Source organism: Pseudomonas sp. MF09156, from assembly GCF_059862305.1.
This window is the reverse complement of the sequence record NZ_JCBCUR010000008.1, coordinates 131,688-147,848: the sequence shown is the minus strand read 5'-3', so window position 1 is coordinate 147,848 and position 16,161 is coordinate 131,688. Positions and strand designations below refer to the sequence as shown.

At 61.2% G+C, this 16,161-nt stretch carries 14 protein-coding genes; 11 read left to right on the top strand and 3 right to left on the bottom strand.

Translation table 11 applies throughout. From position 1 onward, the window contains the following. The first annotated feature begins 1 nt into the window (after position 1). The 4 genes from AC19YY_RS19215 to AC19YY_RS19200 all read left to right on the top strand — a co-directional run bounded on the left by AC19YY_RS19215 (position 2) and on the right by AC19YY_RS19200 (position 5,217). Positions 2 to 643 (top strand): peroxiredoxin-like family protein, encoded by a 642-nt coding sequence (locus AC19YY_RS19215; RefSeq protein ID WP_169955799.1) that lies wholly within the window; start codon positions 2 to 4, stop codon positions 641 to 643. A gap of 63 nt (positions 644 to 706) precedes the next feature. Next, positions 707 to 2,377 carry an NAD(P)/FAD-dependent oxidoreductase gene (locus tag AC19YY_RS19210; protein WP_170058047.1) on the top strand — a complete coding sequence of 557 codons (1,671 nt, stop codon included), beginning with the start codon at positions 707 to 709 and terminating at the stop codon, positions 2,375 to 2,377. A 5-nt stretch (positions 2,378 to 2,382) separates the two neighbouring features. Further along, positions 2,383 to 3,855 carry an amidase gene (locus tag AC19YY_RS19205; protein ID WP_500604668.1) on the top strand — a complete coding sequence of 491 codons (1,473 nt, stop codon included), beginning with the start codon at positions 2,383 to 2,385 and terminating at the stop codon, positions 3,853 to 3,855. Between the two features lie 24 nt (positions 3,856 to 3,879). Next, positions 3,880 to 5,217: a cation:proton antiporter gene (locus AC19YY_RS19200; RefSeq protein ID WP_500604667.1), complete on the top strand. Its 1,338-nt coding sequence runs from the start codon at positions 3,880 to 3,882 to the stop codon at positions 5,215 to 5,217. Positions 5,218 to 5,783: 566 nt separating this feature from the next. On the opposite strand, the gene ycaC is transcribed toward AC19YY_RS19200, so the two are convergent. Next, positions 5,784 to 6,410 carry an isochorismate family cysteine hydrolase YcaC gene (ycaC, locus tag AC19YY_RS19195; protein WP_032861405.1) on the bottom strand — a complete coding sequence of 209 codons (627 nt, stop codon included), beginning with the start codon at positions 6,408 to 6,410 and terminating at the stop codon, positions 5,784 to 5,786. 64 nt (positions 6,411 to 6,474) lie between these two features. Next, positions 6,475 to 7,164 (bottom strand): isochorismatase family protein, encoded by a 690-nt coding sequence (locus AC19YY_RS19190; protein WP_500604666.1) that lies wholly within the window; start codon positions 7,162 to 7,164, stop codon positions 6,475 to 6,477. A 432-nt stretch (positions 7,165 to 7,596) separates the two neighbouring features. Here AC19YY_RS19190 and AC19YY_RS19185 point away from each other — a divergent pair, with 432 nt between their 5' ends. The 6 genes from AC19YY_RS19185 (at position 7,597) to AC19YY_RS19160 (ending at position 14,133) form a co-directional block, all read left to right on the top strand. Further along, positions 7,597 to 8,508: a LysR substrate-binding domain-containing protein gene (locus tag AC19YY_RS19185; protein ID WP_169955267.1), complete on the top strand. Its 912-nt coding sequence runs from the start codon at positions 7,597 to 7,599 to the stop codon at positions 8,506 to 8,508. 330 nt (positions 8,509 to 8,838) lie between these two features. After that, the gene (locus AC19YY_RS19180) at positions 8,839 to 9,513 is read left to right on the top strand and encodes a class I SAM-dependent DNA methyltransferase (RefSeq protein ID WP_170058043.1); all 675 of its coding nucleotides are present in this window, start codon (positions 8,839 to 8,841) and stop codon (positions 9,511 to 9,513) included. Positions 9,514 to 9,526: 13 nt separating this feature from the next. After that, on the top strand, positions 9,527 to 10,456 hold the full coding sequence (locus AC19YY_RS19175; RefSeq protein WP_500604665.1) for an isopenicillin N synthase family dioxygenase: 930 nt from the start codon (positions 9,527 to 9,529) through the stop codon (positions 10,454 to 10,456). Positions 10,457 to 10,479: 23 nt separating this feature from the next. Beyond that, positions 10,480 to 11,850: an NAD(P)-dependent oxidoreductase gene (locus tag AC19YY_RS19170; protein ID WP_500604664.1), complete on the top strand. Its 1,371-nt coding sequence runs from the start codon at positions 10,480 to 10,482 to the stop codon at positions 11,848 to 11,850. Continuing rightward, a complete protein-coding gene (locus AC19YY_RS19165; RefSeq protein WP_170058041.1) occupies positions 11,847 to 12,950 on the top strand; it encodes a mandelate racemase/muconate lactonizing enzyme family protein in 1,104 nt (367 codons plus the stop codon). The genes AC19YY_RS19170 and AC19YY_RS19165 overlap by 4 nt, the downstream gene beginning before the upstream one ends. A 40-nt stretch (positions 12,951 to 12,990) precedes the next feature. Beyond that, complete coding sequence (locus tag AC19YY_RS19160; protein WP_500604663.1) at positions 12,991 to 14,133, top strand: aromatic ring-hydroxylating oxygenase subunit alpha; 1,143 nt, start codon at positions 12,991 to 12,993, stop codon at positions 14,131 to 14,133. Between the two features lie 91 nt (positions 14,134 to 14,224). Here AC19YY_RS19160 and AC19YY_RS19155 read toward each other — a convergent pair whose 3' ends face one another. Further along, on the bottom strand, positions 14,225 to 15,130 hold the full coding sequence (locus tag AC19YY_RS19155; RefSeq protein WP_170041572.1) for a LysR substrate-binding domain-containing protein: 906 nt from the start codon (positions 15,128 to 15,130) through the stop codon (positions 14,225 to 14,227). A gap of 91 nt (positions 15,131 to 15,221) precedes the next feature. On the opposite strand from AC19YY_RS19155, the gene AC19YY_RS19150 reads away from it, so the two are divergent. Beyond that, a complete protein-coding gene (locus tag AC19YY_RS19150; RefSeq protein WP_169955274.1) occupies positions 15,222 to 16,157 on the top strand; it encodes a DMT family transporter in 936 nt (311 codons plus the stop codon). The last annotated feature ends 4 nt before the right edge of the window (positions 16,158 to 16,161 follow it).

Here is a 16,161-nt window from a genome sequence, read left to right as displayed (position 1 = left end):
CATGTCGCTCAAGGAAAAGCTACAAACCGTCAAGGACCAGATGGCCCAGCTGCCTGCCGAGGTCCTGCACAAGTTCCAGGCGTCGCTGCAAACGCTGCTCGACAGCCATCTGGACGACAAGGCCCTGAAGGCCAACGACAAGGCGCCCCTGGCGGTGCTCAAGGATGCTGATGAGCAGGATGTGGACCTCAATCAACTGCTGAAAAAAGGCCCGCTGGTGCTGGTGTTCTACCGAGGCCTGTGGTGCCCCTTCTGCGGGCAGGCGTTGACGGCCTACCAGCAAATGGTCGCGGACCTGGCGGCCTCGGGCGCCACCCTGGTGGCGGTGTCGGCGCAGACCCCGCAGTTCTCGCGCAAGACCCGTGAAGCCCTCGGCCTCGACTACCTGTTGCTCAGCGATGCCGACAACCAGTTGGCGCGCCAGTACGGCATCGTGTTCAAGCTCGAAGACGAGCTGGATGAGGTCTACCGCTCCCTGGGCGCCGACCTCAAGCTGTTCAACGGCTCCGACGCCCTGACCCTGCCGATGGCCAGCGCCTTTGTGATCGGCCAGGACGGGCTGATCCGCGCCGCCTTCGTCAACGTGGACTACTCGCAACGGGTAGAGCCACAGGTATTGATCACGGCCGCCAGCCGCGCATAACCGGCAACGCTCGCCGAAGGCACCCACGCCTTCGGCGACACCACTTGTTCAGGGACTGACGACATGAAACGAATCGCAATCATGGGGGCCGGCGTCGCCGGTCACCTGGCCGCGCTGTACTTCAAGAAAAGGCTACCGGGTGTCGAAGTCATCCTGATCGGGCGCCCGGACCGCAAGCGCCCGATCGTCGGCGAGTCCACGGTCGAGTTGACCACCCACTTCTTCAAGGGCCTGGGGCTGGGGCGCCTGCTGGAAGAAAAGCACTACCACAAGTACGGCCTGACCTATTACCTGAAGCTGCGCAACAACCCCGAGTGCCGCAACTACGTGGTCCACGAGGCACCCGGCGTGATCCGCATGCCGGCCTACAACCTCAACCGCTTCAGTTTCGACAAGGACCTGCGCCAGATCGTCGGCGAGCATCAAGTAGACATGATCGAGGCCGACGTCACCGCCGTCGACCTCAACGCCGGCGAGCACGCCACCCATCTGCTGACCCTGCGCAGCGCCGCCGACGAGCAACAGCAACTGACCGCCGACTGGGTGGTGGACGCCACCGGCCGCAATCGCTTCATGGCAAAAAAGCTCAAGCTGCACAAAGAGGCGACCTACCAGCGCAGTACCTTCTGGCTCAGGCTCAAGGACTTCGACCGCAGCATCTTGTCCAGCATCACCGCGCACAAGGACAAGCATCACTGTTACGACCCGTACTACGTGACTCACCATTTCTACGGCAAGGGCTACTGGATCTGGATGATCCCGATGCGCAGCGATGATGGCAACGAGATGATCAGCATCGGTATCACCTACCGCCCAGACATGATCGAGGAAAAAATCAGCACCCTGGAGGCCTTCAAAAACAAGGTCATGGCCGACCACCCGGTCATCACCGAGCTGATCGAGTCGGGCCAGTTGGTCGATACCCAGGCCATGCACAACTACATGTACGAGGCGCGGCAGTACTACTCGACCGAAGGCTGGTTCCTGCTGGGTGACGCGGCCTTTACCTTCGACCCGGCCAACAGCGCCGGGCTGGCCTATGTGGCGCAGCAGATCCCGCAGGTGGCGGCGATGATCGAGAAGGACATCCATGGCAGCCTCACGCCCGCCTACGTCAACTGCCTGGAATCGCATATCCAGGCGCAACTGGCCCTGCAGGACACCTGGAGCAAGTGGTACGAGGTGATGGACGACCCGTTCATGATGGGCTGGACCCTGCTGTTCGCCAACATGGCGTACTTCCATGTGGTGCTGCCGATGTACATGACCGGGGACTTTCTCGATGGTCACCAGGCCCAGCAGTTTGCCGACCTGCTGCCGCGCTATACCCGCGAGATGCAACCCTCGCCGCTGCCGTTTGCCTGCCTGCTGCAAGAGATCCGCCGCTCCAACCCGGGCTTGAGCCCGACGATGATGCCCAACCTTTACTCGCGCACCATCAACTTCGACCTGTACAAGGCCGAAAACCGCGCACGGCCGATCTACGCATCCAACTATTACCTGCGCTCGGCACTGCTGCGGGTGCGGCTGATGAAAATGGTCAAGTGGTCGCTGTCGGCACGTCACCTCACGTTGCTACTGCGCCATGGCTGTGGCGCCGTGCAGGACCTGGCACGGGCGGCGGTCCTGCGCCTGCGGCCTTCGCTGTTCTACAAATATGGCGAGTCGCCGGAGCTGCTCAAGTCGCCGTTTGGCAAGGAAGGTGGCTTCCTCGACCTGGTACGTCGCGGATGAACGGCATGGCGCAGGTTGGGGCAGACCTGTTGGAACTGAGTGCCGTGCAACTGGCGGGGTTGATCCGCGGCAAACAGATTTCCCCCGTGGAGCTGATCGAGCAATGCATTGCGCGTCTGGAGCAGGTCCAGCCACTGTGCAATGCGATGGCGGTCGACCTGTTCGCGGCGGCCCGCGACGCCGCTCGCCAGGCCGAAAATGATGTGCTTGAGGGGCGGCCACTGGGACGCTTGCATGGCGTGCCCTTCTCCATGAAGGAGGGCCTGGGCCTTGCGGGGCAGCCCAAGACCTGCGGCTCACGCCTGCGCCGCAGCACCCGCGCCCACAGCACCGCCACGGTGGCCGCACGGCTGATGGCCGCCGGCGCCATCCCCCTGGCCCTGGGCAATCAGGCCGAAATGGCCCTGTGGCCCGAGACGGACAACCTGGTATATGGCCGCACACTCAACCCCTACGACACCTCGCGCACCGCCGGTGGCAGTAGCGGCGGCGACTCGGTGCTGGTGGCCAGTGGATGCGTGCCCTTTGCCCTGGGCACCGACGGTGGCGGCTCGATCCGGATCCCGGCGGCGTTCAATGGGATCTTTGGCTTGAAGCCATCGCGGGGGCTGGTGCCGCTGAGCGGGCATCTGCCGCTGGACGAACACCGCGTGTCGCTGCCGGTGTCCCAGGCCGTTGCCAGCCACTTTGCGGCTGGCCCGTTGTGCCGCTACGCAGAGGACCTGGGCGCCGTGCTGGAAGTCATCGCGGGCAGCGACGGAATCGACCGCAATATCCACTCGGACTATCAACAACCGACCCGGGCGACAACGCTCAAGCGCGTGTTCGTGTGCCTGCCGGCCCCTCTGAAGTGGGGTACGCCACTTTCGCCCGCCGTGACGGCGGCGGTGATCGAAACCGGCCAGCGCTATGCAGACCAGGGCGTGGATGTGCAAGCCTGGAATGAGGGGTGTTTTGCCAACGCCTTTTTTATCTGGCTGGCCGTGCTCAAGTGCGAGACCCGCATCCACCTGGCCGACTACCTCGGGGATGGGCAGCCACTGAATTATCCACGGGCGTTGTATGCCGCCCTCGCCGGCAAGCCGCAGTTTTCCCGGGGGCCACTGCTCGCCAGCCTGATGGACAGTTGCGGCGATCGTCTGGGCAACCCCGGGCTCTCGCGGTTCCTCAAGCAGCGCGATCATTTGCAGCAGGCCCTGGCCGGGCTGTTCGACGGCCAGAGCATGCTGGTGCTGCCCGCCACGCCGACCGTGGCGCCGGCGCATGGCAGTGCCCTGAAGCGCCCGTTCGATATCGGCTATTGCGCGCTGTTCAATGTGCTCGGTTTCCCGGCCCTTTGCGTGCCCATGGGGCGCCTCGACGAGGGCTGTCCGGTGGCCGTGCAACTGGTCGCCGGGCTGGGACAGGACGCGTTGTTACTGGACGCCGCGCGCTTTCTGGAAATGGAATTCGGCGGCTGGCGCAAGCCCCCGCTCTGACACCTCAAGTACTAGGACATCCCCATGCAAACCAACACCAGCGCTATCACGCTACAAGCCCCTGCGCCTGCGGGCGGGCAATCGGCCGTGGGTTCCCAGGCCGAGCATTTGACCCTGTTGTTCCTGATCCAACTGATCGTGATTTTCAGCGCCAGCCGCCTGATTTCCTGGCTCAGCACCCGCTGCCTGGGGCAAACCCCGGTGGCCGGGGAAATTCTCGCCGGGCTGGTCCTGGGCCCGAGCCTGCTGGGCTATTTTTTCCCGGAGCTGCTCAGCAGTATCTTTGTGCCGCAAACCTCCACCGCCTTTGTCGCCACGGCCCAGGTCGGCCTGATTCTGTTGATGTTCCAGGTGGGCCTGGAATTTGAATTCGGCGCCCACCTCAAGGGGCGTAAACGCTCGATCATGGCGATCAGCCTGGGTGGGCTGCTGGTGCCGTTTGCCAGTGGCTTCCTGGTGGCCGAGTATTTCTGGCAACAGATCGTCGGCGACAAGCCACCGCTGCTGGCCTTCCAGCTGTTTTTTGCCACGGCGCTGTCGATCACCGCCCTGCCGATCCTCGGGCGGATCTTCATGGAACTGGGGCTGTCCCGCTCCCGCGTGGCCACCCTGACGATTGGCGCGGCCGCCATCGATGATGTGTGCGGCTGGCTGATCCTCGGTGGGGTGACGTCGATCATCGCGTCCAACTTCAGCGTGTGGGCCTCCCTGGGCAGGATCCTTGCGCTGGCCGTGTTTATCGTGCTGGTGCTGTGGGTGGTGCGACCCTTGGTGCTGCGCTGGATCATCGGCGACCTGGAGCGCAAACCGCTGTCGGCCCAGGGTATTTCCCTGATGCTGATCGTGCTGTTTGGCAGTGCGGTGATTACCAACCTGATCGGCGTATTTTCGATTATTGGCGGCTTTATCATCGGCGTCGCTTTGCACACCCACCGACCCTTTGTCACACAGTGGAATGCCAAGGTCAGCGGCCTGGTCAATGCGTTTTTCCTGCCGGTGTTCTTTGCCTACACCGGCCTGCGCACCGACATCGGCTCGCTCAACGGCGACACGGCGCTGCTCAATTGCTTTTTGGTGTGCCTGGTGGCGTTCGCCAGTAAATTCTTCGGGGCCTACGGCGCCAGCCGCTGGCTGGGCGAGACACCGCGCAACAGCGCGCTGATCGGCGTGTGCATGAACACCCGGGCGCTGATGGAACTGGTGGTGCTCAACGTGGGCTATGACCTGGGCGTGTTGCCCAAGGAGTACTTCACCATGCTGGTGATCATGGCCATCATCAGTACCTTTATCGCCTCGCCCCTGATCCGCCTGCTGACGAGCGAGGAGCGTCGCGTGCCGGTGGGCCAAGCTGCGGTGAAATAAGAGACCTGACACCCGGCGTCATCGTTGACGATTTTCGCCGGCAAGCCGGCTCCTACAAGGTCAGATGAGCCCCGGCTTTTTGTAGGAGCTGGCTTGCCAGCGAAAAACGCAAACTGGCTGCGTTTCTGCAGGCTGCCCGCATTATCGTTGACGATTTTCGCCGGCAAGCCGGCTCCTACAGAGTCAGATGAGCCCCGGCTTTTTGTAGGAGCTGGCTTGCCAGCGAAAAAAGCAAACTGGCTGCGTTTCTGCAGGTTGCCCGCATTATCGTTGACGATTTTCGCCGGCAAGCCGGCTCCTACAGAGTCAGATGAGCCCCGGCTTTTTGTAGGAGCTGGCTTGCCAGCGAAAAACGCAAACTGACTGCGTTTCTGCAGGTTGCCCGCATTATCGTTGACGTTTTTCGCCGGCAAGCCGGCTCCTACAGGGTCAGATGAGCCCCGGCTTTTTGTAGGAGCTGGCTTGCCAGCGAAAAACGCAAACTGGCTGCGTTTCTGCAGGTTGCCCGCATTATCGTTGACGATTTTCGCCGGTAAGCCGGCTCCTACAGGAGGTGGGGCTGGGGCTTACTTGCCCTCGGTCAACGCGTTGTAGCTGGTGAACAGGTTGCGATAATCCGGGATGTGGTTGGAGAACAAGGTCCCCAGGCCTTCGATATCGTTGCGCCAGTCGCGGTGCAGCTCGCACGCCAGGCCGAACCAGGTCATCAGTTGGGCGCCGTTGGCGGTCATGCGGGCCCAGGCCGATTGCTGGGTCAGTTCGTTGAAAGTGCCGGAGGCATCGGTCACCACAAACACGTCATAGCCTTCGGCCAGGGCCGACAGTGCCGGGAACGCCACGCACACCTCGGTCACCACGCCAGCGATGATCAGTTGCTTCTTGCCGGTGGCCTTGATGGCCTTGACGAAGTCTTCGTTGTCCCAGGCGTTGATCTGCCCAGGGCGGGCAATGTACGGCGCGTCCGGGAACAGGGCCTTGAGCTCGGGCACCAGCGGGCCGTTGGGGCCGGTTTCGAAGCTGGTGGTGAGGATGGTCGGCAGCTTGAAGTATTTGGCCAGGTCAGCCAGGGCCAGGACGTTGTTCTTGAACTTGTCGGGCTCGATATCGCGGACCAGCGACAGCAAGCCAGCCTGGTGGTCAACCAGCAGGACAGCTGCGTTGTCTTTGTCCAGGCGAACGTAAGGTTTAGACATCATGATGCTCCTGATAAAAAAGGTGCTTGCCCAAATGGACTGCACCGGGGAAGGTCAGCCGTATTTACTTGCGCTGGGAGTCTAGCTCTTCGTGATTGTTTGCCACTTGCTGGGCCTTGATGTAGCTCTCGATCAGCAGTTGGTAGTGCGGCATGGCCTGGGTGTAGACGTTCGCCCACTCCTGGGCATCCGGACGGTTCCACGAGCCTTGCAGTTCCGACAGGGTGCCCATGATGTCGATCGGCACCACGCCGGCCTGGGCCAGGCGCGCGACGGTCAGGTCGGTGGCCAGTTTCGAGTGGTTGCCCGACGCGTCGACTACGGCGAACACCTTGTAGCCTTCATGCACCGCCGCGATGGACGGAAACGCCAGGCACACGCTAGTCAGGGTGCCGGCAATCACCAGGGTCTTCTTGCCGGTGGCCTTGACCGCCGCGTGGAACTCGGGGTTATCCCAGGCATTGATCTCGCCGCGCCGGGCCACGTACTGGGCATGGGGCGCCGCCTCGTGGATCTCCGGGATCAACGGGCCGTTCGGCCCCTGGGGCACTGAAGCGGTGGTGATGACCGGGATTTTCAGCAGGGTCGCGGCCTTGGCCAAGGCAATGGCATTGGCGCGCAATTGAGGAACATCAATGTCCTTGACGATCTGGAACAGGCCACTCTGGTGGTCGATCAGCAACATGGCGGTGTCGGTGGGGTCAATCGTCGGCTTCTGACCATTAAAGTTTGCAGCGCTACCTGAAGCGCTCATTTGCATTTCCTCTTGCGTGGATGAACCTCCCTGGCATGACTGCCTGCCAAATGCCCGGCAGGCTCTGCACGTCCTGTGCAGATATGAATGGGTTACGACTCGCCAGGTTAGTTCGCTTTCGGACCTCAGGCCTCGAAGCGCCTGGCAACAGCTGACAATTCCAACAATGGAACGCCTGCGCACAGCAATTTTTGTTAGCGCAAGGCGATCATTTTTTGCATTCCTGCAGATTTACCCTGAACGGAGCCAACGCTAATGGCCCACCCGAGCCAGTCCAGCCCACCGAGTGCCAGCCCATATGCCCCCTGCCGCTACCGTGATTCACTGCGCGTGTGTGGCCTGAAACAAACAGCGGCTCCACCTTAGTCATCACTCTAGGTGTTCGGTAGTGGTTGAATTAGACTTCACCATCTCAAAATTGGAACGATGCGCATGTTCGACCTGAATGAACTCTTCCTCTACGCCAAGGTGGTGGAGCATGGTGGCTTCGCGGCGGCCGGTCGGGCACTCAACATGCCCAAGTCGACCTTGAGCCGCCGGGTCAGCCAGTTGGAGGCGCGGCTGGGGGCACGCCTGATACAGCGCTCGACCCGGCAGTTCCAGGTCACCGACATTGGCCTGGCCTATTACCGCCACTGCGTGGCGATGACCGCCGAGGCGGAGTCGGCCGAGGACCTGATCGCCTTCAACAAGGCCGAGCCGCGTGGGGTGATTCGCCTGAGTTGCACCACCGCCCTGCTCAATTACTGGGTGGCGCCGATGCTGGGCCAGTTCATGGCGCAGTGCCCCAGCGTCGAGCTCAACGTGAAGAGTTTCAACCGTAAGGTCGATGTGATCAGCGAGGGCTATGACATTGCGCTGAACCTGTGCTTCCCACCGTTGGAAAGCAGCGACCTGGTGATGAAGCTGCTCGCCAGGAGCACCCAGGTGCTGGTAGCGAGCCCGGGGTTTTTACAGGAGCATCCACGGCCCCTGGTCCCTGCCGATTTGTCAGGACTGCCGACCATCTGCTGGGGCAACCCGACAGCGCAGTACGTCTGGGGCCTGACCGGGCCAGCAGGCGAGACGGCCGAGATCTGCCACGCACCACGGCTGATCAGCGATGACATGCCCACCCTGAAAAGCGCGGTGCTCCAGGGCGTGGGCGTCGCCAACCTGCCGCTGGCGGTGGTCGAGGATGAGATCAGACACGGGCGCCTGATCAGCCTGCTCCCCGATTGGCGCCCCACCGAAGGCGTGATCACCGCCGTCTTCCCTTCAAGGAGGGGACTGTTGCCGTCGGTGCGCACGTTGATCGACTTTCTGGCGCAGGCGTTTGCCGCGCAGCAACAGCAGCACAGCTGAGGCCGCGCCCAAGGTGACGAAGTGTGACCGCGACCATTAACCGTACCCTGCTCGGCCCACATCCTGCGTACCTCCCACGGCGTGAAAAGCACTGCACCCCGGGCAACCTCCCTTGATCGCCCCCGGCGTCTGTGACTGGACGCCAGTGGCGGGAATTACATCAGCTCAATAAACGTTATGTATAACGACCAGTTAACCATGTCGCGCATTTTGTAGGATAAGTCGTCTATCCCCCGCTTTACACCATCGTAGTTACCGAACAAGAATGAACACCCCACGCAGTACCATTAACTAATTCAACCAGAAAAACATTTTTCCGGAGAATACAGAATGGCCAGCGAAAACTATGCAAGCAATGGCGTCGCAACTGCCCCATTAACTTCCGTGAATCAGGCACTCAACTTTGGTCGTGACTATTCGCGTCTAAAGAACTACTACGAGACCTGGTCAGCCGATTATGACAATGATGTCTCTGAAGAAAATTACTGCGGCCCCAGCATGCTCGCAGATCTCTTCGACTCATTGCACCGAGCCCCGCGGGAGCGCCAGTCGCTGCGTATCATGGATGCCTGCTGCGGCACTGGCCTGGTGGGTAAAGAGCTGATGCTACGGGGGTTTGCGCCGGTAGACGGGTGTGACCTGTCGCCGGCCATGATCCACCTGGCGCACAAGACCCAGGCCTACGCCAGACTGTATGGCGGGGTGGATCTTACGGAACACAATCCATTGATTGCAGATAACCAGTATGACGCGACCTTTTGTTGCGGTGCGTTTATCCAGGGCCACTTACCCATCGAGGCGATCCATGAACTTATGCGCATTACCACGCAGGGTGGAGTGATTCTGTTCAGTACTCGCTGTAGTTTTTATCAAGACGAACACTTTGATAAATTCCTGGACAAGTTAACCGCCTCTGCACAACTTTGTGCACTGCCCTCCTTTATGAACGCTGCTTACTTAAACGACGTGCAAGCCCACTACTTGGCGTTCGCCGTCAACAAATAATCAGGAGTCGAACATGGATGTGCTCAAAAGTATCTCCCTTGAGCGCCTTGCATCGACCCAAGCAGATTATGAAGTCAGCCGTTTGCGCGATTGTTGCGTCAATGATGGATTCTTCTACCTGGCCGATCATGGTATCCGGCTCTCGTTGATAGAGGATGCCTTGGCCACGGCGCGCCAGTTCTTTGCGCTGCCACTGTCGATCAAAAAGCAGTTCGGCCAGGACCGCCAAGTAGTCAGCCCCAAGACGTGCCGTGGGTATGTCGATACGTTTGGCGAGACCCTGCATGCGCCCACCGGCCCCGACCGCAAGCAGCATTTCGACATGGGCCGGGAAGCACCAGCCTGCGACTTGCCTTTTACCGGGCCAAACCTGCTGCCCAGCGACGACCAGGCGCCCGGATTTGCCATGGCCATGCTGGCTCTGCAACACGAAGTAATGAGCCACGTAGTGCCCGCGCTGTTGCGCGGCCTGGCCCGGTCCCTGGGGCTGGATGGCGAATTTTTCCAGGGCTTTTTTTCCGACCCGGTGTTGATCCAGCGCGCCCTGTATTACCCGCCGTCGGGCAGCGGCGCGGGCAAGCACACCGATAACGGCATGTTCACCTTGCTGTTCCAGGACCCGCGAGATGCCTGCGCCCTCAGTGCGTTTTCCCAGGGGCGCTGGATCGACGTGCCGTGCCGCAAACACGAGGTGGTGGTCAATCTCGGCGATATGTTGATGAAGTGGAGCAACGGCCTGTTCACCAGTACACCGCACCAGGTCATCCACCGCGCCAGCACCGCCAGAGTGTCGTTGCCGTTTTTTGTGTACCCGAACATCGATGCGGTGTTCACGCCCCTGGGCGGCGACGCAACGGTCGCCTGCCAACAGGTGATGCTCGACAACTTTAATTCCATCTGGGTGTCCGGCCAGGGCGCCGGCAGGGCGCGCGAGTTCGCTTGAAGCAGCCCCACAGGAGAAGCGATATGGACAGCGCAACGCCAAGCAAAATCGCCTTCATCGGCGTCGGAAATATGGGCCGCCCCCTGGTGGAGCGCCTGCTGCACGCCGGCTACGCCGTGCAGGTGTATGACATCGACGCGGCACACACACGCTCGGTGATCGCCGCCGGTGCCTGCTGGAAGGCCACCCCGGCACTGTGCGCCAGTGGCTGTGAGGTGGTCGTGACCTGCCTGCCTCTGCCCCATCATGTACTGGAAAACATGACCGGGCCGCACGGCGCGCTGGCCGGGATGGCGGCGCATTCGGTGTGGATCGACACCTCCACCACCGACTACCACAACACCCGCTACATCGCCGGGCTGGCCCGGCAAAAATCCATCTACAGCCTGGAAGCCCCGGTCAGCAACCTGTCGCACATGGGGGTGGATTTCGCCAACGTGTGCTTTTACATCGGGGGCGATGAGCGCGGTTATCAATTGAGCCGCAACGTGTTGGAGACCATGGGCCGCAAGGCGTTTTACGTGGGCGAGATCGGCGCCGGGCAGTCCGTCAAGCTGCTGACCAACCTACTGTTCTACGCTGCGACCGCCGTGTGGGCCGAGTTACTGGTATTGGCCAGGGCCCATGAGATCCCGCTGCATTGGCTGTGGGATTTCGTCAAGACCTCCCGTGGCAACTGCTTTGTCAGCAACCAGTTGACCCCCTTTATGCTCGACGCCAGCTATGACCATTCCTGCACCCTGGAGATCACGGTCAAGGACATGAACCTCACCGAGGCGCTGGCCGATGAGCTGGGAGTGGCGATGCCGTTGGGGCGCATCGTCGCTGAGCGTTATCGACAGGCAGGCGCACAGTTCGACAGCCAGGACAATCACGTCAAGATCGCCGCCTTGAGCGAACAGGAAAATCGCATTGCCCTTGCCCTGCCGGGCTTCCAGGCGCCCTCGCCCTACGGAGCCAATCGCGCCTATCGCCATAGCGGCGCCTTTACCGAGGATGCCTTCGGTCGCATCACCCCCACCCTGCCGCACGCGTTCCATTGCGGCATCACCTTTACCGACAATCAGAAGATCAAGCTGGCGGGGCACCTGGTGGAGTTTCTCGCTTGCATCAACCGGGTCATCCTTGGCGAAGCGGCTGAGATCGGCAGCGCCATGGGCCTGTCACCGACGCTGATCACCCAGGTGGTCAACTGGAGCTGTGGCCCCAGCTGGGTGGCCGAACACCTGGACAGCTACGAGCCGTGTTTCGACAGCATCGCGGTGGTCGAGCAAAAACGCCACGCGCTGCAACTGAGCGTGATCAACCGGATCTTCCAACAATCGATCCTGGATGCGGCCATCCCACGCCGGATACCGGGCCTGGCCCTCGCCGAGGGGGTATGTGCGCCATGAAAATAACGTCGATCAAGGTCTATCAGTTCGATGTGCCGCTCAAGGAAAAATACAGCCTCAGCGGCGGGCGCCTGCACTATGCCGCGCTGGACTCCACCGTGGTGGTGATCGGCACCGACAGCGGCTTGCAGGGGGTGGGAGAAAGCTGCCCATGGGGCGCCACCTACCTGCCGGCCTATGCCAAAGGCGTACGGGCGGGGATCGCGGAACTGGCGCCGCACCTGCTGGGGGAGAACCCGCTGTACCTGGAGCAGATCAACGAGCGCATGGACGTCATGCTGCCCGGGCACCCCTATGTAAAAGCGGCCATTGACCTGGCCTGCTGGGACATTCTGGGCAAGCACTGCCAGTTGCCGGTGTATGCCTTGCTGGGAGGCAAATTCCAGGCCTCGATTGCCTTGCAGAGCAGCATCCCCACAGGTGATCCCGAGCACATGGCAACGCACCTGCAAGCCGCCCGCCAGCAGGGTTATCGTACCCATTCGTGCAAGGTGGGTACCGGTGTCGTGGAGGATGTCGCGCGGATCAACAGCCTGATCGAGCAACGCCTGCCGGGCGAGGTGATCACCTTCGATGTCAATCGCGCCTGGACGGTGGCCGATGCCGTCGCGGTGATGAACAGCGTGCAGGATCCCACGGTGTGTTTCGAACAGCCCTGTGAGTCCATGGACCAATGCCGCGCCGTGCGCGAGCTGACCCGCAACCCGATCATCCTGGATGAGTCCATCGTGACCCTGGCCGACCTGGTGTACGCCCAGCGCCATAACATCACCCAGGTCATCGGGCTGAAAATCGCCCGGGTCGGCGGCTTGACCAAGGCCCGGCAACTGCGCGACTTCTGCCTCCATCACGGGATCCAGATGAACATCGAGGACGTCGGCGGCACGCTGGTGTCCGACAGCGCCGTCATGCACCTGGCCACCGCGACGCCGGCGCGTTTTCATCGTGCGAGCTGGAACTGTTGCCGCCACCACGATGTGCAACTGGCCACGGGCGGGTTCGATATTCGCCAGGGCCGCGCCTATGTACAGGACAGGCCGGGGCTGGGGCTTGACCTTGACCCCCGGTGTTTCGAATCGGCGCTCGCCCAGTACAGCTGAGCCCCCCACCCCTTTATCCCCGTTGATCCATGGAGGTTCCATGTCCAGCGCCCCATCGTCCCCGCACCTGGCTCGAGGCTTTGCCGCCGACCCCTTTGCATCCTTCACCTTGCCCAGCGAACACTATGTGGACAGCGGGCTGTTCGAGCAGGAAATGCAGCTGATTTTCTGCAAGACCTGGCAGTACGTATGCCACGTGTCAGCCCTGGCCCAGGTCGGCGACTATTACGTACGCGACCTGGGCCGCCAGAGTGCCCTGGTGGTCAAGGACCAGGATGGCACCTTCAAGGCCTTCCACAATGTGTGCCAGCACCGTGCACATCGGCTCGTGGAGGGCCGCGGGCATGTGCCCGGGCTGCTGACCTGCCCTTACCATGCCTGGGCCTACAACACCCAGGGCCAACTGATCAGTGCGCGCAAGTCCGAACACGTCAAGAACTTCAGCACCGCGCAGGTGCAACTCGCACCCATCCGCCTTGAGGTATTTTGCGGGTTTATCTTTATCAACTTCGACAGCCACTGCGCCTCCATGCAAACCCTGCTGCCTGGCCTGGAGGACTCCATCCGCGCGTTCGCCCCCGCACCGGAACGCTTGGTCCATGCCTACTCCAAGGACTACAGCGTGCAGTCGAACTGGAAGGTTTCGGTGGAGAACTATTCGGAGTGTTATCACTGCCCGATGTGCCACCCGACGCTGTCCATGGCCACCCTGGACCTGAAGAGCTACCACTTGGCGATCCATGAGCATTACCACGCCCATGTCAGCCACGACAGCGGTGAGAACCAGGGATATACGATGAAGCAGACCTCAGCCCAGTCCCGCCAGTTTGGCGCCTGGTACCTATGGCCGAATTTTTGCCTGGAGGTTTACCCAGGAGGCTATATGAATGTGCTGCATCACATCCCGCTCGCGGTGGATCACACCGTGCAGGTGGTCGAATGGTTCTGCGAGGCGGCCACCCCCACGCGCGAAGAACAGGAAGTCATCGACTTTGTGGCGGTGATTCGTGAAGAAGATGTGCCGCTGTGCGCCAGCGTGCAGCGCGGCTTGAGCAGTGATGGCTACCAGCAGGGGCGCTTTATCGTCGACCCAGGCCTGGGCGCCAACAGCGAACACGCCGTGCATGACATCCAGAAAAAAACCCTGGCAGCCCTCGGCCTGCTGCTCGCCGAAGATCGCTAAGGCCCGTGTAGGCCGATGCCCCTGACTGAGCCGGCTTGCCGGCTCAGTCAGGGCACAAACGCTCCCCCCATGTGCAGGGCAGCGCTTAGCCTCAGTCGGCGAACGACGACTTCAACCATTCCAGCAACTGCCGGGCTGCCGGGCCCAGGTTGGCGTCTCGCCACTTGTAGACGCTCAGGGCTTGCGGCAAGTGGGTCGATTGCGCAAAGGGCCGCACCAGCTCACCGCTGGCCAGCATTCTTTCAGTGGTCCTGCGCCACCCCAGGGCAAAACCGAAGCCCGCGACGCAAGCCTGCATCATCACCGGATAACTGTCGAAGAACTTGCCCTTGGGGTCGCCCAGCTTGATGCCGTACTCCAGCAACCAATCGTTCCAGGTGCTCCAGTCCTGCGGCACCGCGACATGGTGCAGCAGCGGCAGGTTGGCCAGGTCTGCCAGGGCCAGCGATGTACTGCCAAAGGACGCGAGATAACGGGGGCTGCACACCGGGTAGATTTCGTCGCTCAAGGTAAACAACCGCGTGTGGTCACCAGATGCCCGGCCCGAGGTCTGGATGGCGATATCAAATTTTTCCGCGGTTTCGGTAATGGGCTGGGTCGATGCGTTAAGCCGCACTTCGATCTCGGGGTGCTTGTTGTGCAACGCGGGAATATTGGGAGTCAGCCAATAAAAGGCTTCGCACAGTTGCGCCACCAGCACCACTTCGCTGTTGTCCCGGCCTTTTTTCAGGTCTTCGGCTTGCGACGCAATGCCCAGGAAGGCGGTGCGCACGGTATCGCGAAATTCGACCCCCGCCGCCGTGAGGAACACCGCGCGGTTTCTACGGGTAAATAAAGCAACACCGAGAAATTCTTCGAGGGCACGGACCTGTTTGCTGATGGCTGCCTGGGTCAGGTGCAACTCTTCTGAGGCTTTGGAAAAGCTCTCAAGTCGCGCCGCCGCTTCAAAAGGCACAAGGCTGGACAGTGGAGGCAGTGAGCGTTTGAAATTATCCATAATTTTCAGTCCTTCTGCGTAACCATAAGTCACTTTAAATACAACCAGTGCTCACCCAGAATCCTTACTGCAGGCCAATCAAGGAAAACTCATGTCTGGAAGCACTACGATAACCGCCACCGATAACCGACAAAGCATTCTTATCGTGGTGGGTTCGGTATTTTTGCTGTCGGTGTCAGACGCCATCATCAAGGCGACCAGTCCCGATACGTCAATGTGGCAATTGTATGTGATCCGCTCCGTCCTGGCCTGCGCCATTCTGCTGGCATTAGTGGTGCACATGCGCGGCGCCGCGCAGTTGCGCCCACTGTCCCCGCTGTGGGTGGTGATAAGAAGCCTGCTGCTGTCGTTGATGTGGATCGCCTTTTACGGCGCCCTGCCCTTTATCAGCCTGACCATCGCTGCCCTGGCAATCTACACCACGCCCCTGTTCATTGCGTTGTTCGCGGCCCTTTCATTGAAGGAAGACGTGACCCTGCGCAAATGGCTGGCGATCGGCCTGGGTTTTGTCGGGGTCTTGATCACCCTGGCGCCGAGCACCGAAGAATTCAATACCTATGCCCTGCTGCCGGTACTCGCCGCCATCCTGTACGCCCTCGCCGTGGTGGTGACCAAGGGCAAATGTGCCGATGAGGACCCCATGCTGCTGGCACTGGCCATGAATGCCGCGCTGCTGGTGATCGGTGTGCTCGGCAGCCTGGTGGTGATGCAGACCGGCCCCCATTTCCCGAGCAATGAAGGTTGGCGCTTCCTGATCGGCGGCTGGTCGGCCATGGGCCAGGCCGACTGGTGGATCATGATCGTATTGGCGGTGTTGATGGTGCTGGTCAGCATCGGGATCGCCAAGGCCTATCAAATTGGCGAGACCTCGATCATCGGCGCGTTTGACTACACCTACCTGATTTTCGCCATCGCCTGGGGCGCCCTGCTGTTCAACGAAATGCTCAACGGCCGAACCGCCACCGGCCTGGTCCTCATTCTGCTCTCGGGTTTCCTTGCGCTGAAAAAACCCGCTGGCGAGCTGTAGATAC

Excerpts from the sequence above, each read along its gene's own strand:
- AC19YY_RS19170 (WP_500604664.1), top strand. The coding sequence starts at position 10,480 with ATGGACAGCGCAACGCCAAGCAAAATCGCCTTCATCGGCGTCGGAAAT.
- AC19YY_RS19150 (WP_169955274.1), top strand. The coding sequence starts at position 15,222 with ATGTCTGGAAGCACTACGATAACCGCCACCGATAACCGACAAAGCATT.
- AC19YY_RS19155 (WP_170041572.1), bottom strand. The coding sequence starts at position 15,130 with ATGGATAATTTCAAACGCTCACTGCCTCCACTGTCCAGCCTTGTGCCT.
- AC19YY_RS19200 (WP_500604667.1), top strand. The coding sequence starts at position 3,880 with ATGCAAACCAACACCAGCGCTATCACGCTACAAGCCCCTGCGCCTGCG.
- AC19YY_RS19210 (WP_170058047.1), top strand. The coding sequence starts at position 707 with ATGAAACGAATCGCAATCATGGGGGCCGGCGTCGCCGGTCACCTGGCC.
- AC19YY_RS19185 (WP_169955267.1), top strand. The coding sequence starts at position 7,597 with ATGTTCGACCTGAATGAACTCTTCCTCTACGCCAAGGTGGTGGAGCAT.
- AC19YY_RS19160 (WP_500604663.1), top strand. The coding sequence starts at position 12,991 with ATGTCCAGCGCCCCATCGTCCCCGCACCTGGCTCGAGGCTTTGCCGCC.
- AC19YY_RS19180 (WP_170058043.1), top strand. The coding sequence starts at position 8,839 with ATGGCCAGCGAAAACTATGCAAGCAATGGCGTCGCAACTGCCCCATTA.
- AC19YY_RS19205 (WP_500604668.1), top strand. The coding sequence starts at position 2,383 with ATGGCGCAGGTTGGGGCAGACCTGTTGGAACTGAGTGCCGTGCAACTG.
- AC19YY_RS19165 (WP_170058041.1), top strand. The coding sequence starts at position 11,847 with ATGAAAATAACGTCGATCAAGGTCTATCAGTTCGATGTGCCGCTCAAG.
- AC19YY_RS19190 (WP_500604666.1), bottom strand. The coding sequence starts at position 7,164 with ATGAGCGCTTCAGGTAGCGCTGCAAACTTTAATGGTCAGAAGCCGACG.
- ycaC (WP_032861405.1), bottom strand. The coding sequence starts at position 6,410 with ATGTCTAAACCTTACGTTCGCCTGGACAAAGACAACGCAGCTGTCCTG.
- AC19YY_RS19175 (WP_500604665.1), top strand. The coding sequence starts at position 9,527 with ATGGATGTGCTCAAAAGTATCTCCCTTGAGCGCCTTGCATCGACCCAA.
- AC19YY_RS19215 (WP_169955799.1), top strand. The coding sequence starts at position 2 with ATGTCGCTCAAGGAAAAGCTACAAACCGTCAAGGACCAGATGGCCCAG.